The organism is Serratia oryzae, assembly GCF_001976145.1.
Taxonomy (GTDB): Bacteria; Pseudomonadota; Gammaproteobacteria; order Enterobacterales; family Enterobacteriaceae; genus Chania; species Chania oryzae.
Map to the genome: position 1 here is coordinate 16,390 of NZ_MOXD01000007.1, position 14,623 is coordinate 31,012.

Below are 14,623 nucleotides of genomic sequence, written 5' to 3' on the forward strand. Positions count from 1 at the left end.
GATGCAATTCTCAAAGCCTCACATACCTTTTCCCGAAGACGTTTTGGCTTATCTGTTACTCCGGCAAATATCCTAATGTGTCCTAGTTCTTCTCCAGGGCATCTCAAATAACTAATAAAAACATTGATGCTACTCAGGAAATTATAAAAGCGCAGGTCTGCATCTATTTCTTGATTCTATTTCCACCATCACCTGACAAGCTGGCGATAATCACATTCCATCTCATCGATGAAATCATCACCGATTGTCGGAAAGCCATAGCTCAAATGCTCTTTCCCTTTAATTTCAAATAAATTATAGAGATAGCTATCCTTTTGGTTAGCGACGTGAACAGGCATAAAGGGCCTGTTTCTTACGATATTTTCGTTTAGTTTACTGGCGTTGATGATGTTGTATTGATCTCCGGTGATATCAATAACGTAATCTTCCACTTCCAGCCAGAAGTGAGTTATTGCGCCATTTTTACCGGTGACTCCAGTGACCCCTTTCAATTCCAGTTCGGGCCATAATTGCAGAAAGTGGAAGGAAAGTAACATTGAGCAAAGCTTGCAACTCATTACCGGGAAGCCGTGAGGTACAAGGTAGGTTGTTGACGGATCACATGTTTCGAGTATCTTTCGAAACCTATTCGCCTCTTCACGTGCAGTCTCAATGGTAAACAATATTATCCCCCTGATTTAGCATACGAGTGTTTGTAAGCATACGTACCAATGGCAGGCTCCTTAGGATTTATTCTGCGTAGTATGAGTCAATGCTGTCCGGTCGAATCATACGTGAAGCCTAGGGAGTTAGACTTTATATAACAGGATTGCGCCATTACCGCACACTCCTGTTTTTCGCTTGTGTGGATTAAGAATTGGTCTTATCCAGTTAGCTTTAATGTTGTTAATTCAACGTCAGTGAGTCTGCCACTATCTGCCTTTTTCACAAAGTAAGCCCACCACTGCATCATCGGACGACGTTGCTCAAGGTAATCACTGCGGTTGTAAGCGCGACGTACCTCATTTTTGTCCACATGAGCCAGTGCTGCTTCAATGACATCAGGCGGAAATCCTTTCTCATTGAGTGCCGTACTGGCGATAGAACGTAAGCCGTGTGAAACGAGTACGCCTCCTAAGCCAGCACGCTTCAGTGCGGCATTAACTGTTTGGCTGTTCATTGGCTGGGTTGGTTTGATGCGACTGGGAAAGATAAATTCTCGGCCACCACTGAGTGACTTCATCATTTCCAGAATAGAGAGAGCCTCATCGGATAGTGGAACCGTATGGTCCCGGTTCATCTTCATTCGAGCTGCAGGAATTTTCCATTCGCTAGCATTGAAATCGATCTCATCCCATCGAGCCTCAGCAGCTTCGGCAGGGCGGGTAATGGTGAGAAGCTGCCACATGAACAAGCACCGCGTTGACACACTGATACTTGCTGTACGCATTGTTTGCATTAACTGTGGAAGCTGATCCGGACGGATACTCGGCATGTTTTTCTTTTGCGGTTTCTCGAACGCTTTTCCGATATTTACACTGGGAACTGCATCAATCAGGCCTGTGTTCTGCGCATAAATCATGACTTCGTTAATACGCTGACAAAGGCGTCGGACTGTCTCTAATGCACCTCTGGCCTGGACCGGCTGCACTGCTTTAACCAGAGTATGAGCCTTAATCTCAGTGACACTGATATCACCGATTGCTGGAAAAATATCTCTCTCAAGTGAGCGCCAGATATCGTCGGCATAGTCTTCTGTTACGCTGGCTTTCTTCACATTCCACCAACGCTGGGCAACTAGCAAGAAAGTGTTGGTTTTAGCCTCTTGAGAATTTCTTACCTGTTCTTTCTGATGTTCCTGAGGATCAATGTCTTTCGCCAACAAAACTCGAGATTCAGCTCTGAGTTTACGCGCATCAGAAAGGGATATGGCAGGGTATGCACCGAAGCTCTGTTTGGTTCGCTGCTTGGTCAGAGGCCGATAGTAACGGAACTGCCAGAGCTTACTACCACTGGACTTGATTAATAGAGTAAGCCCGTCACCATCATACAGCTGGTAATCGGTAGCTTTAGGTTTGGCGGCTTTGATTTCCGTATCGGTTAACGGCTTGGTTTTTCTTGCCATGGGGGAGTCTCCATGCGTTTAGGCCCAACGAAAACAATAGAGCTTTTCGTTGGGCCTATCAATGGGCCTAAAAGGTGCGGATTTAATTAGTTCTCTTCGGACTTCGCGGGACAAATTGAAGGCACAAAAAAGCCCGCAGGGCTTGTGCCGTGCGGGCTCTTAGGACTTCATCGGATGACTCTGGTAATCACCGATGGAGAATTTTGGTGGAGCTGGGGGGATTTGAACCCCCGTCCGAAATTACTACACCGTCGGCACTACATGCTTAGTCCAATCTTTACATTCGCCGGTCAGCTGCGGATGGACACGCCACTAACAAACTAGCCTGATTGGATTTAACGCTTCAGCCCCAGGCAGGACATCCACGCGATCTCTTTTGGGTTTGACCTCTCTTGATCCCCGTCTTAAGAGCGGAAGCTAGGGAGAGAGGGCTCTAAGCAGGGTATTAAGCTGCTAGTGCGTAGTTTTCGTCGTTTGCGACTATTTTTTTGCGGCTTTTTACGAGGCCAACCGCCCCTCGGCATGCTCCTAGGGCTTCGCAAATCCCGTCGAATCCAGAATCAGCCCCAAGTAACTGTGAGCAGTATAACAGAAGTTTACCCTGTTAAGCCAGCGGCTTAACGATTGGCATGCTTCATGATACGGGCTTTCGCCGTCTGCCATTCACGATCTTTGATGTCATCGCGCTTATCGTGTTCTTTCTTACCTTTGGCAACACCGATCTTCACTTTGCTCCAGGCATTTTTCCAATACATGGATAAAGCAACGAGGGTGTAACCATCGCGGTTAACGAGGCCAATCAGTGAGTCAAGCTCACGCTTTTTCAGCAGCAGTTTGCGGGAACGTGTGGGATCGCATACTACATGAGTCGAAGCAACGTTCAGTGGCGAGATGGTAGCACCAAACAGATAGGCTTCACCGTCACGAAACATCACGTAGCTGTCGCTGATGTTAGCTTTGCCAGCACGCAGTGATTTTACTTCCCAACCTTGCAGAGCCAAGCCCGCTTCGATCTCTTCTTCGATGAAGTATTCAAAACGTGCTCGCTTATTTTGCGCAATGGTAGCGGAACCGGGTTTGTATGCTTTTTTCTTTGTCATAGTGTAAGCATTATACTGGATGCGACAGCGAAAGAAATCCTTTCCCGGTCGGTACCTGCGCAAATTCATGTATTTTCGAACCATTAAATGTGCAGCGGATTTTTTGTCTGACGATAGATAAATGGTATTATCTGTACGTTTTATGCCTCACAGGAAATGATATGCCCCAGATCAGTCGATCTGCATTGGTGCCGTTCAGCGCCGAGCAGATGTATCAGTTGGTTAATGATGTTCATTCTTATCCCGATTTTCTGCCAGGTTGCATCGGTAGCCGGGTGATTGCCGCTTCCCCTAATGAGATGACCGCGGCGGTTGACGTTGCGAAAGCCGGTATCAGCAAGACGTTTACCACGCGTAATACGTTGCATGATAACCAACGTATCAATATGCAGCTGGTTGATGGCCCGTTCCGTAAGCTGATGGGGGGCTGGCAGTTCACCGCGTTGAGCCCAGAGGCTTGTAAGGTTGAATTACATCTGGATTTTGAATTCACCAACAAGCTGATTGAGTTGGCTTTCGGCAAAGTGTTTAAAGAACTGGCAGGCAATATGGTGCAGGCGTTCACTCAGCGTGCAAAAGAGATTTACAGTGTCTGATATACAGGTCGAGGTGGTGTATGCGCTGCCAGAGCGCCAGTATGTGCGCCAGGTGAAATTAGCGCCGGGCAGTAACGTCGAACAGGCAATCCTGGCTTCTGGGTTGCTTGAGCTGCGTAGTGATATCGATTTAAACAGCAATAAAGTCGGGATCTACAGCCGCCCCGCCAAATTGGGTGATGTGCTGAATGACGGCGACCGGGTGGAGATTTATCGGCCATTGATTGCCGATCCTAAAGAACTACGTCGCCAGCGGGCGGAAAAAGCAAAAAAATAAGGCGCACTCAGCGCCTTATTTTTTATCAGAATATTATCTTCCGAGTTGCAGCCTGAACTGTCGTGACGAGTTCTGCACTCCCTCACGGGCCGGATGACAGCTCCGGCTTGGCTTACTGTGCCGTCAGCGCGGTTTTATTCTGTATATCAGTCAATACGCCTGCGCTGTCGAAGGTCAGCGTCAGCGTTTGCTGGGTAATTTTTTCATGGCCAGGTTGCTGGCGGAACACGTAGAACCACGTCTGAGAACCAAACGGATCCTGCATCATTGGTGTGCCCAATGTATAAGCAACCTGTTGTTGTGTCATTCCTTTGTGGACTTTCGCCACATCAGTAGGTGTCAGGTAGTTACCCTGGTTGATATCAGGCCGGTAAACCACCTTCTCGAAAGTAGAACAGCCTGCAGTCAGCATCACAAGAACCACAGCGGCAGCTGTCAGCGTTTTACAGCGCATAGTAATCACATTCCTTTAGGGCATAGGATGCCGATGATAATAGACCTTGCAGCAGTTGGAAACCTTTACAGGGCTCCAATATGACCTCAGGAAAGTAAAAAAGTTATGCAGCCAGCAATTCTTTTGCGTTTGCCAGCGTATTTTTAGTGACTTCACTGCCACCAAGAAGGCGCGCCAGCTCTTGCAAGCGAGCCCGTTTGTCCAAAGGGGACATCTGGGTTTCGGTTTCTGTGCCGTCGGTTTGTTTGCTGACAAAGAAATGCTGATGGCCACAACCGGCAACCTGCGGCAGGTGGGTGACGCACATCACCTGTGTTGATTCACCCAATTGGCGCAGCAGGCGGCCAACGATGGCAGCGGTTGGGCCGCTGATCCCCACGTCAACTTCATCAAAGATCAATGCCGGGGTTTCCATTTTACGCGCGGTGATCACCTGAATGGCTAATGCGATACGGGAAAGTTCACCGCCAGATGCCACCTTGGCCAACGGCTGCAACGGTTGCCCCGGGTTGGTGGAAACGTAAAACTCGATGCGGCTTGCCCCTTCGCTACTGAGATACTCAGGCTCAAAGCGGACATCAATCTGGAATTTACCGTGCGGCATTGAGAGCGTATTCATGCTGTCGGTAATCAATGTGGTCAGCTCTGCGGCATAATGTTGGCGTTTTTGGTGCAGTTGTTCAGCCAGTGCCAGCGCTTGCTGGTGATGCTGGGCAACCGCTGCACTGAGATGTTGGTGATCGCTTTCCTGCTGGGAGAGCAGTTGTTGTTCATCGAGCAACTGCTGATGCAGGTTGGGGAGCTCTTCTGGCGAAACATGGTGTTTGCGCGCCAGGCTGATTTGCCGGGAAAGGCGTTGCTCCAGCTCATACAGCCGGTTGGGATCGAGATCCATGCGATCGGTATAATGACGCAGTTCGTCACTGGCCTCGCTGATTTGGATCGACGCTTCTTCGAGCATGTCCAACAGCCCGCTGAGCTTTTCGTCCATACTTGCCAACTCGGTCAACAGATGTTTGGTGCTATAGAGTTGGCTGAGCATATTGTGCTCTTCATCATCTGCCAGCAGCTGCAATGCCTGCTGGCTTAGCGTCAGCAACTGGCCGCTGTTGGCCAGGCGTTTGTATTCGGTATCGATCTGCTCGAATTCACCCGCCTGCGGGGCAAATTCATTCAGCTCTTTCAGTTGATATTGCAGCAGTTGTTTGCGGGCATCACGTTCGAGGGATTGCTGCTGATGATGTGCCAGTTCGCGGCAGCTTTGGTGCCACTGGTGGTAAGCCTGACGCATGGCCGTTTGCAACGCAGGTTCGCTGGCATAGGCATCCAGCAGCTGTTTCTGGTGTTCGGGCTTTAACAGCAACTGGTGTGCATGTTGGCCGTGGATCTGGATCAGCCGTTGGCCCAGTTCGCGCAATTGCGAAAGCGGGACGGCAGTGCCGTTGATAAAACCGCGTGAACGGCCATCGGCACCAATCACGCGGCGCAGCAGGCATTCGTTACTGTCATCAAGCTGATTCTGCTCCAGCCATTCGCGGGCGGAGGGGGTATCTGCCAGAGAAAAGCGCGCGCAGATATCGGCACGGGTGGCCCCTAAACGCACCACTTTGCCGTCGGCACGATTGCCGAGACACAGGCCAAGCGCATCGATGGCGATCGACTTACCGGCACCGGTTTCACCGGTAATCGCCGTCATACCCGGTTGAAAGTCGATCTCCAACTCACGAACGATAGCAAAATTGCTGATGGTTAATTGTGCCAGCATAGGGACCTTCCTGTGTATAAAAACACAACTGTTATTTCATACAGTATAAACTGGTTTTATATACAGTAAAGTAGCTGGCGCTATTTTTAGAACAATTTTTTTGACCACCCCAACTTGGTGCTCAATGTATTGAAATAGCTGTAATCCTTTGGATGAATAAGATTCAGATGGAAGTCACTACGGCGAATCAGCACCTCTTCACCCTCCTGTATGGGCAGGGCGATCTGGCTGTCGCAACTGATTTCCAGATCGCGCCCGGTCTGGGAAAACTTCAGCCGGATGGTGCTGCTGCCATTGATGACCAATGGCCGGGCAGAAAGCGTGTGCGGGAACATCGGAACCAGCGCAATGGCTTCCAGAGAAGGCGTGAGTATTGGCCCACCGGCGGAAAGTGAATAGGCGGTAGAGCCGGTTGGCGTGGCGATGATCAGGCCGTCGGAACGCTGGGAAAACGCAAAGCGATCGTCGATATACACTTCAAACTCGATCATATGCGCTACTTTGCCCGGGTGCAGCACCACCTCGTTAATCGCGGTGCTGACACGGCATTGCTGGTGCTCTTTATGCACGATGGTTTCCAGCAGGAACCGCTGTTCGTCGATATACTCGCCTTCCAGCACGTCGGCCAGTTGCTGCAGTGCGTTATCAGGATCGAGATCGGTCAGGAAGCCCAGATTGCCGCGGTTAACCCCGATCACCTTGATATCGTAACGCGCCAGTACACGCGCTGCTCCCAGCATGTTGCCATCGCCACCCACCACCACTGCCAGATCGGCCTGCTGGCCAATATCTGCCAGGCTGCCGGTAATCACGTCTTTCAGCCCGAGATCGTGGGCGATCTGGCGCTCAAGGATTACCGAATAGCCACGGGCGACCAGCCAGTGAAACAACATCTCATGTGTTGCCAAAGCAGAAGGGTGACGCGGGTGGCCAACAATGCCAATACAGGTAAATTTTTTATTCATTGTTGTGATTTTCCTCACCGGGGCCGGATTATGCCCCACATTGTGACCGGCTGACTTGAAACCCCGGTTTTGATCCCCATAATAAGCCAAGTTGCGAGATTAATGCTAAAACGCGGAGATATCCATGAGTAGTAAAGAACAGAAGACGCCAAACGAGCAAGTCTCGGAAGAGATGGAACAGCAAGCCCAGCACGAGGAAACCCTGCCGGAGATGATGGAAGGTGTCGATCTGCGCGACGAACGCATTACTGAGCTGGAAGCCCAACTGGCAGAAGCCCAGCAACGTGAGCGTGACAGCCTGTTACGTGCCAAGGCTGAGATGGAAAACGTCCGTCGCCGCACCGAACTGGACATTGAAAAAGCACACAAATTCGCGTTAGAGAAATTTGCAGGCGATCTGCTGCCGGTGATCGATAACCTTGAGCGTGCGCTGGAGCTGGCAGACAAGAACAACCCAGATTTGGCGGCGATGATCGAAGGTATCGAACTGACGCTGAAGTCACTGTTGGACGCGGTACGCAAGTACGGCATTGAAGTGGTGGGAGATACCAATGTGCCGTTCAACCCAGACGTGCATCAGGCGATGAGCATGATGGAGTCCGCTGAACATCAGCCGAACCATGTGATGATGGTGATGCAGAAAGGCTATACGCTGAATGGCCGCCTGCTGCGCCCGGCAATGGTCGCGGTGGCTAAAGCCAAGGCGTAAGGTTTTGGTGATAAGTGAGGGCACCGCAAGGTGCCCTTGTTGTTTAGCGGCAACAATTTCCGAACCTCATTACAATTCCTATCCTTTTCTTGGCTTGTGATACAGCTTCCTATTTTCCCCATCTGCATGCTTTAAAAATTGAAATTCTACATCTGTATTCTTTTTGGCCGAACGGCACACTGATGGGCAGTGAGAGATGGATAACTTATTGGAAGAGCCCAGTGAACGGCTCGGTGCTGCCAGAATCAGAAGATAGGGTGCTTGGCAGTTATTGCGCTAGCGGGCTTGGTGGAATAGGCATGCGGCAAGGAACATTCTGGCGGCAATAAGCGATGCGCAACTGCGGGACATCGGGCTCAGGCGCACTGATGTGGAGCGGGAAGAGCGGAGATAACCTAGGCCGTGGTGACGCTCATTGATCTGCCGATGCCCCAGCCAGGGGCATCGGCAGCGTAGTTTTATTCCTGCGGCAAGCGTGGTGTCCAGTCGATAGGGGCTGAGCCTTGCTGTTCAAGCAACTGGTTGGCCTGTGAGAAATGGCGGCAGCCGAGAAAACCACGATGAGCAGAAAGCGGTGATGGATGAGGGGCTTTCAGCACGTGGTGGCGCTGGCGATCGATAAAATTCCCTTTCTTCTGCGCATGCGACCCCCACAACAGGAACACCAGTCCCTCACGGTGTTCATTCAGCGCGGCAATCACCTTATCAGTAAAGGTTTCCCAGCCCAGATTGGCATGAGAGTGCGCCCGGCCAGCTTCGACGGTTAATACGGTATTAAGCAGCAGCACGCCCTGCTCGGCCCAGCTTTGCAGATAACCGTGGTCAGGGCGCTCAAAACCGGGGATATCGGTCATCAGTTCTTTATACATATTCACCAGCGACGGCGGTGCCGGGATGCCAGGGCGCACGGAAAACGACAGGCCATGAGCCTGATTGGGGCCATGGTAAGGGTCTTGCCCGAGGATCACCACTTTGACATCTGCCAGTTCAGTAAACCTGAAGGCATTGAACACGTCTTTCTGCGGCGGATAAATGGTCTTACCAGACTGACGCTCTGCGGCAACAAAGGCGAGCGTTTCAAGAAAATAGGGCTGCTCTTTTTCTTTGCCGATGACGTCATGCCAGGTGAGGGAGGTGGACATAAACGCTCTCCTTTGTTTTCGTTAGCAATTCACTGTGCATAGCTTACCGTTTACCTTCGTACAGTGAAACCTGCTTTTAGCATTGGCGTAGAAGGTCGGGGGGACCAAAAATTACAAATTTTTTTAAAATTTACAAAAATAATTTTAAGGCCGTAAAGGGGTAAAATTGATATAAAACATAAATTTGCCTTTGACGCCCATTATCCCACCCCGTAAAAATTGACTTAAATCAAGGAACTCACCCGGTCAGACTGGTATACAGAACAATAAGACAACATTGGTTTTACCAAATAGCCGGAACTCGTCATGGGTTTCGACAATGTAGAAATTTTTCTCCCTTATTACGGAGGCAACACAATGATTACTGGTATTCAAATCACTAAAGCGAACAATCAGGCACTGGTGAACTCTTTCTGGCTGCTGGATGAAGAGAAATCAGAAGCCCGCTGCGTGTGCGCCAAGGCTGATTATTCTGAAGATCAGATCGTTCCTGTCAGCGAACTGGGCCAGATCGAGTATCGTGAAGTGCCGATGGAAATGCAGCCAACCGTGCGTGTGGAAGGTGGTCAGCACCTGAACGTGAACGTGCTGCGTCGTGAAACGCTGGAAGATGCGGTCAAGAACCCGGAAAAATACCCGCAACTGACCATCCGTGTTTCTGGCTATGCGGTGCGTTTCAACTCACTGACGCCAGAACAGCAACGTGATGTTATTGCTCGTACCTTTACTGAAAGCCTGTAATTTCAGGCTGAGGACGAAAGGGAGCTGCGGCTCCCTTTTTTAATGCCTGTAGCGCAGCAAGCAAGGGAGAGAGCAGATCTCCAGCGGCTGAGATCATAAAAAACCGCCTTCAGAGAAAAGGCGGTTTTCAGATACTCAGATCATATTATTACTCAGGTTTGGCTTTGGGCTGACGGCGTTTACCGACGTTTTTCGCGTCGCGATGGCGTACTTTGACCTTGGCCTTTTCTTTATTCTTCAGCTTATCTTCAGCGCGTTTTGCCAGAACCTTCTTCGAAGGTTTACCGTTACTCTTTTCGTTTGGCGCTTTGGTGGTCGGGCGCAGTTCATCAATCACGCGGGCTTTCAGCGGTTCATTCAGATAACGGCCCACTTTGCCCAGCAGCAGATGATCGTGTGCTTCCACCAGCGAGATCGCGGTGCCTTTGCGCCCGGCGCGGCCAGTGCGGCCGATACGGTGCAGATAGGTATCGGCGGTGCGCGGCATGTCGAAGTTAAACACGTGGGTGATATCCAGGATATCCAGGCCACGCGCGGCAACGTCGGTGGCAACCAGCACGTTCACCCGGCCATCCATCATACGTTTGACCGCTTCGTTACGCTTGGCTTGCACCATTTCACCTTCGAGATAACAGGTGTTGATACCCGCTTCGCGCAGCCAGGCGGCCAGTTCATGCACGCGCTCGCGTTTGCGCACGAAGATGACGGATTTCTGCACTTCCGGCTGCTTCAGCAGATGCACCAGCAGCGCGGTTTTATGCTTGACGTCATCGGCACGGTAGTACCATTGCAGGATTTTTTTGCGTTCGCGGCGCGATGGGTCGGCTTCCACTTCCACCGGCTCTTTCAGGATGCGTTCGGCAAATTCGCGAATGGCATCGCCTTCCAGCGTGGCAGAGAACAGCAGTGTCTGGTTGCGCCAGCGGGTTTCGGCAGAAATGGTTTCGATATCCTGCGCAAAGCCCATATCGAGCATGCGATCGGCTTCATCGAGGATCAGGGTTTCAACCGCACGGCAATCAAAGTTTTCTTCTTTGATGTATTGCAGCAGGCGGCCAGTGGTCGCAACCACGATGTCCTGGTTCTCACTGAACACTTCTGCGTGGTTCATATAGGCCACGCCGCCGGTGATGGTGGCAATATCCAACGAGGTATGAGCAGCTAATTCACGCGCCTGATCGGCAACCTGCATTGCCAGTTCACGCGTTGGGGTGAGGATCAGTACGCGCGGCGGGCCGGATTTTTTACGCGGGAAATCCAGCAGGTGCTGTAAAACGGGCAGCAAAAATGCGGCGGTTTTACCGGTGCCGGTGGGAGCCGAACCCAAGACATCACGCCCGTCCATGGCCGGCGGGATCGCTTCGGCTTGAATGGCGGTGGGGCGATCGTAACCTTTATCACGCAGCGCGGTGATCAGGCGTTCATCGAGTTCGAGTTCGGAAAATTGGGTTGCTGTCATGGTCTACCTCTACTTGGGGCGCCGATTATAGACGGGTTAGCCTCAGGGTTCACCCTTTTTAAGGAAAGCATCTCTTTTACCCTCAATCAGATTGCCTTATGCTACGCCAGTTTTGTCACCAGGTGGCTATTGTGAGTAATCAAACAACAACCAAACAGGCCCCGCGCCGCGGTGGTTTTACCTTTAAACAATTCTTTGTTGCTCACGATCGCTGTGCGATGAAAGTGGGCACCGATGGCGTGCTGCTCGGTGCCTGGGTGGCGCTGGGGCAGGCACGGCGGATCCTGGATATTGGCTGTGGCAGTGGGCTGATCGCCCTGATGCTGGCACAGCGATCGGCCGCAGAGGTCACCATTGATGCGGTTGAGCTGGATAGTGACGCTGCCGCTCAGGCCGGTGAAAACGTGCTGGAATCGCCCTGGCCGCAAAAGATTAACGTGCATAGCCAGGATATCCACCATTTTGCCCTGCGGCATACCCATTGCTATGACCTGATCGTCAGTAATCCGCCTTATTTTGAGCCGTCCGTCGCCTGCCGCGATCTGGCCCGAACCCACGCTCGCTATACCGAAACCCTGACTCACGATGCTCTGCTGGATTGTGCCGAGCGTTTGCTCGGTGAAAACGGCCATTTCTGCGTGGTGTTACCTCATGGTATCGGCGAAGCATTTGAAGTGAATGCCCACCAACGTGGCTGGCATACCGCTCGGCGGCTGAATATCAGCGATCGGGCCGAGACGCCGCAGCATCGTATGTTGTTGGCTCTGACACGTCACCCGGTGGTAAAGGAGGAAGCTGAGTTGGCGATAAAACAGGATGATGGCCGCTATACCGCTGATTTCCGCCGGTTGATTACGGATTTTTACCTGAACTATTAACATTCCCCTCTCAGCACAAGAGGGGAAAAATTCTCAAGGTTGCAGGATGGTGGGCTTGGGTTGCGGCAGTTGCTCGGGATAATCCAACGTAAAATGCAGCCCACGGCTTTCTTTGCGCGCCATCGCGCTGCGCACAATCAGCTCCGCTACCTGTACCAGATTGCGTAACTCCAACAGATTGTTGGAGATGCGGAAGTTGGCATAGTACTCATCGATCTCCTGCTGCAGCGTATTGATACGACGCAGGGCGCGCTCAAGGCGTTTGGTGGTGCGCACGATGCCGACGTAATCCCACATAAACAGCCGCAATTCATGCCAGTTATGCTGGATCACCACACGTTCGTCGGAATCGTCGACTCGGCTTTCATCCCACGCTGGTAACTGTTTGGCTAACGTGATGGCGGGCAGGCGCGTCAGAATATCTTCGGCAGCGGACCAACCATAAACCAGGCACTCCAGCAGTGAGTTAGACGCCATGCGGTTAGCGCCGTGCAGGCCGGTATAGCTGACTTCGCCAATGGCGTACAGGCCATCCAGATCGGTACGGCCATGCTGATCGACCATCACGCCGCCGCAGGTGTAGTGGGCGGCTGGCACAATCGGGATCGGCTGTTTGGTCAGATCAAACCCCAGCGTCAGCAGTTTTTCATGGATCATCGGGAAATGCTGGGTGATAAATTCGGCTGGCTTATGGCTGATGTCCAGATACATGCAGTCTGCACCCAGGCGCTTCATCTCATGATCAATGGCGCGAGCCACGATATCGCGCGGAGCCAGTTCGCCTCGCGGGTCGAAGTCCGGCATAAAGCGGCTGCCGTCCGGGCGTATCAGATAAGCCCCTTCACCGCGCAGTGCTTCGGTCAGCAGGAAGTTGCGGGCCTGTGGATGGAACAGGCAGGTTGGGTGGAACTGGTTGAATTCCAGATTGGCGACCCGGCAGCCGGCGCGCCAGGCCATGGCAATGCCGTCACCGGAGGAGATATCCGGGTTGGTAGTGTACTGATAGACCTTGGCAGCACCGCCGGTGGCCAGCACCACCGCTTTGGCGCGGTAAGTCTCCACCTGCTCCTGTTCACGGTTCCAGACGTAAGCGCCCACTACGCGTTTGGTGCCCGGCAAACCGATTTTATTGGAGGTGATCAGATCGACCGCATTGTGGCGTTCCATGACACAAATATTAGGGTGGGAACTTGCTTTCCCTACCAGGGTGGTCTCTACTTCTTTACCGGTAGCATCGGCGGCGTGCAGGATACGGCGGTGGCTATGCCCGCCCTCGCGCGTCAGATGATAACGTGCTTCACCCTGGGAATTGGTTTCGGTGTCGAACAGAACGCCTTGATCGATCAGCCACTGTACGCAATGGCGTGCGTTTCCGGCGATAAATTCGACGGCGTCTTTATCACACAGGCCTGCTCCGGCGATCAGTGTGTCATCAACGTGCGAGGCAATACTGTCCGTTTCGTCAAACACCGCGGCGATCCCGCCTTGGGCATAAAAGGTCGCCCCTTCATTGAGTGGGCCTTTGCTGAGTACGGTAACCTTGCAATGTTGCGCCAGGCGCAACGCCAGTGACAAGCCCGCAGCACCGCTGCCGACGATCAGTACATCGCTAACATGTTCAGAAGATGGTTGCATAACGTATGATGTGTGCAGAAGAAGAGTGAAATTCATGTTAGCCTACTTATCCGGGCAAAAGCCACGGGTAGGTTGATATCAACAGAAAAACAATGGCGGTATGGAACTTCGTGTTCTATATGAACTCCAAGCGAGTGCTTGCTCAGGAAAATAATGTATGGCTGGCAGTACTGTTTTACGCATGGAGACGGATTTGGGGAGAATTTACCTCGGATGAGCGAGCAGTTAACGGATCAGGTTCTGGTTGAGCGAGTCCAAAAGGGCGATCAGCAGTCTTTTAACCTACTGGTAGTTCGTTACCAGCATAAGGTTGCGAGCCTGGTTTCTCGCTATGTACCCCAGGGTGATGTCCCTGATGTGGTGCAGGAGTCGTTTATTAAAGCCTATCGCGCACTGGAATCATTCCGTGGTGATAGCGCCTTTTATACCTGGTTGTATCGAATTGCCGTGAACACGGCAAAAAATTACCTGGTTGCTCAGGGGCGGCGTCCACCCTCAAGCGATGTGGATGCTAACGATGCTGAAAATTACGAAAGTGCGGGTGCACTGAAAGAAATTTCGAACCCTGAGAACTTAATGTTGTCAGAAGAGTTGAGACAGATAGTTTTCCGTACTATTGAGTCACTTCCTGAAGATCTTCGCATGGCGATTACCTTGAGGGAGTTGGATGGTCTAAGCTACGAAGAGATAGCATCTATCATGGACTGTCCGGTGGGAACAGTACGTTCGCGTATTTTCCGCGCCAGGGAGGCTATCGATAATAAAGTTCAACCGCTGATCCAACGTTAGCGATGGCGG

The 14,623-nt window shown here is 51.7% G+C and carries 15 protein-coding genes, 1 other RNA gene and 1 pseudogene; 7 read left to right on the top strand and 10 right to left on the bottom strand.

From position 1 onward, the window contains the following. Positions 1–188: 188 nt before the first annotated feature. The 4 genes from BMI79_RS13665 to smpB form a co-directional block, all read right to left on the bottom strand. The gene (locus tag BMI79_RS13665; protein ID WP_047461866.1) at positions 189–662 is read right to left on the bottom strand and encodes a hypothetical protein; all 474 of its coding nucleotides are present in this window, start codon (positions 660–662) and stop codon (positions 189–191) included. Positions 663–862: 200 nt separating this feature from the next. Beyond that, entirely contained in the window at positions 863–2,104 is a 1,242-nt protein-coding gene (locus tag BMI79_RS13670) for an integrase (protein ID WP_076942696.1), read from the bottom strand. A gap of 204 nt (positions 2,105–2,308) precedes the next feature. Then, positions 2,309–2,672, bottom strand: a transfer-messenger RNA (tmRNA) gene (ssrA, locus tag BMI79_RS13675). Between the two features lie 49 nt (positions 2,673–2,721). Then, positions 2,722–3,204 carry an SsrA-binding protein SmpB gene (gene smpB, locus BMI79_RS13680; protein WP_076942697.1) on the bottom strand — a complete coding sequence of 161 codons (483 nt, stop codon included), beginning with the start codon at positions 3,202–3,204 and terminating at the stop codon, positions 2,722–2,724. A 161-nt stretch (positions 3,205–3,365) separates the two neighbouring features. Between smpB and BMI79_RS13685 the strand changes: the two genes are divergently transcribed. Both BMI79_RS13685 and BMI79_RS13690 read left to right on the top strand, forming a co-directional pair. Next, positions 3,366–3,800, top strand: a complete 435-nt coding sequence (locus BMI79_RS13685; protein ID WP_208611208.1) for a type II toxin-antitoxin system RatA family toxin — start codon at positions 3,366–3,368, stop codon at positions 3,798–3,800. After that, complete coding sequence (locus tag BMI79_RS13690; RefSeq protein WP_076942698.1) at positions 3,793–4,077, top strand: RnfH family protein; 285 nt, start codon at positions 3,793–3,795, stop codon at positions 4,075–4,077. Before BMI79_RS13685 ends, BMI79_RS13690 begins: the two co-directional genes overlap by 8 nt. Positions 4,078–4,189: 112 nt before the next feature. Here BMI79_RS13690 and bamE read toward each other — a convergent pair whose 3' ends face one another. The 3 genes from bamE to nadK all read right to left on the bottom strand — a co-directional run bounded on the left by bamE (position 4,190) and on the right by nadK (position 7,261). Then, a complete protein-coding gene (gene bamE / locus BMI79_RS13695) occupies positions 4,190–4,531 on the bottom strand; it encodes an outer membrane protein assembly factor BamE (protein ID WP_076942699.1) in 342 nt (113 codons plus the stop codon). 103 nt (positions 4,532–4,634) lie between these two features. Continuing rightward, a complete protein-coding gene (gene recN, locus BMI79_RS13700) occupies positions 4,635–6,296 on the bottom strand; it encodes a DNA repair protein RecN (protein ID WP_076942700.1) in 1,662 nt (553 codons plus the stop codon). Between the two features lie 86 nt (positions 6,297–6,382). Next, on the bottom strand, positions 6,383–7,261 hold the full coding sequence (gene nadK, locus BMI79_RS13705; protein WP_076942701.1) for an NAD(+) kinase: 879 nt from the start codon (positions 7,259–7,261) through the stop codon (positions 6,383–6,385). Positions 7,262–7,385: 124 nt separating this feature from the next. On the opposite strand from nadK, the gene grpE reads away from it, so the two are divergent. Together grpE and BMI79_RS24270 are read left to right on the top strand one after the other, a co-directional pair. Beyond that, the gene (grpE, locus tag BMI79_RS13710) at positions 7,386–7,970 is read left to right on the top strand and encodes a nucleotide exchange factor GrpE (RefSeq protein ID WP_076942702.1); all 585 of its coding nucleotides are present in this window, start codon (positions 7,386–7,388) and stop codon (positions 7,968–7,970) included. A gap of 292 nt (positions 7,971–8,262) precedes the next feature. After that, positions 8,263–8,364 (top strand): annotated as a pseudogene (locus tag BMI79_RS24270) (YjiS-like domain-containing protein); the annotation flags it as partial. Positions 8,365–8,428: 64 nt separating this feature from the next. On the opposite strand, the gene ung reads toward BMI79_RS24270, so the two are convergent. Then, positions 8,429–9,112, bottom strand: a complete 684-nt coding sequence (ung, locus tag BMI79_RS13720; protein WP_076942703.1) for a uracil-DNA glycosylase — start codon at positions 9,110–9,112, stop codon at positions 8,429–8,431. A 357-nt stretch (positions 9,113–9,469) separates the two neighbouring features. Here ung and grcA point away from each other — a divergent pair, with 357 nt between their 5' ends. Continuing rightward, positions 9,470–9,853, top strand: a complete 384-nt coding sequence (grcA, locus tag BMI79_RS13725; RefSeq protein WP_076942704.1) for an autonomous glycyl radical cofactor GrcA — start codon at positions 9,470–9,472, stop codon at positions 9,851–9,853. A gap of 148 nt (positions 9,854–10,001) precedes the next feature. Here the strand turns inward: grcA and srmB are convergent, their stop codons facing one another. Continuing rightward, a complete protein-coding gene (gene srmB / locus BMI79_RS13730; RefSeq protein ID WP_076942705.1) occupies positions 10,002–11,312 on the bottom strand; it encodes an ATP-dependent RNA helicase SrmB in 1,311 nt (436 codons plus the stop codon). A 98-nt stretch (positions 11,313–11,410) separates the two neighbouring features. Here srmB and trmN point away from each other — a divergent pair, with 98 nt between their 5' ends. Continuing rightward, on the top strand, positions 11,411–12,190 hold the full coding sequence (trmN, locus tag BMI79_RS13735) for a tRNA(1)(Val) (adenine(37)-N(6))-methyltransferase TrmN (RefSeq protein WP_076942706.1): 780 nt from the start codon (positions 11,411–11,413) through the stop codon (positions 12,188–12,190). A gap of 33 nt (positions 12,191–12,223) precedes the next feature. Here the strand turns inward: trmN and nadB are convergent, their stop codons facing one another. After that, positions 12,224–13,825 carry an L-aspartate oxidase gene (gene nadB, locus BMI79_RS13740; protein WP_208611209.1) on the bottom strand — a complete coding sequence of 534 codons (1,602 nt, stop codon included), beginning with the start codon at positions 13,823–13,825 and terminating at the stop codon, positions 12,224–12,226. A gap of 213 nt (positions 13,826–14,038) precedes the next feature. Here nadB and rpoE point away from each other — a divergent pair, with 213 nt between their 5' ends. Continuing rightward, positions 14,039–14,614 (top strand): RNA polymerase sigma factor RpoE, encoded by a 576-nt coding sequence (rpoE, locus tag BMI79_RS13745; protein ID WP_076942915.1) that lies wholly within the window; start codon positions 14,039–14,041, stop codon positions 14,612–14,614. Positions 14,615–14,623 lie beyond the last annotated feature (9 nt).

Coding starts and splice junctions, on each gene's coding strand:
- bamE (WP_076942699.1), bottom strand. CDS start 4,531: ATGCGCTGTAAAACGCTGACAGCTGCCGCTGTGGTTCTTGTGATGCTG.
- rpoE (WP_076942915.1), top strand. CDS start 14,039: ATGAGCGAGCAGTTAACGGATCAGGTTCTGGTTGAGCGAGTCCAAAAG.
- nadB (WP_208611209.1), bottom strand. CDS start 13,825: ATGCAACCATCTTCTGAACATGTTAGCGATGTACTGATCGTCGGCAGC.
- BMI79_RS13670 (WP_076942696.1), bottom strand. CDS start 2,104: ATGGCAAGAAAAACCAAGCCGTTAACCGATACGGAAATCAAAGCCGCC.
- ung (WP_076942703.1), bottom strand. CDS start 9,112: ATGTCCACCTCCCTCACCTGGCATGACGTCATCGGCAAAGAAAAAGAG.
- srmB (WP_076942705.1), bottom strand. CDS start 11,312: ATGACAGCAACCCAATTTTCCGAACTCGAACTCGATGAACGCCTGATC.
- BMI79_RS13685 (WP_208611208.1), top strand. CDS start 3,366: ATGCCCCAGATCAGTCGATCTGCATTGGTGCCGTTCAGCGCCGAGCAG.
- trmN (WP_076942706.1), top strand. CDS start 11,411: ATGCTACGCCAGTTTTGTCACCAGGTGGCTATTGTGAGTAATCAAACA.
- grcA (WP_076942704.1), top strand. CDS start 9,470: ATGATTACTGGTATTCAAATCACTAAAGCGAACAATCAGGCACTGGTG.
- recN (WP_076942700.1), bottom strand. CDS start 6,296: ATGCTGGCACAATTAACCATCAGCAATTTTGCTATCGTTCGTGAGTTG.
- smpB (WP_076942697.1), bottom strand. CDS start 3,204: ATGACAAAGAAAAAAGCATACAAACCCGGTTCCGCTACCATTGCGCAA.
- grpE (WP_076942702.1), top strand. CDS start 7,386: ATGAGTAGTAAAGAACAGAAGACGCCAAACGAGCAAGTCTCGGAAGAG.
- nadK (WP_076942701.1), bottom strand. CDS start 7,261: ATGAATAAAAAATTTACCTGTATTGGCATTGTTGGCCACCCGCGTCAC.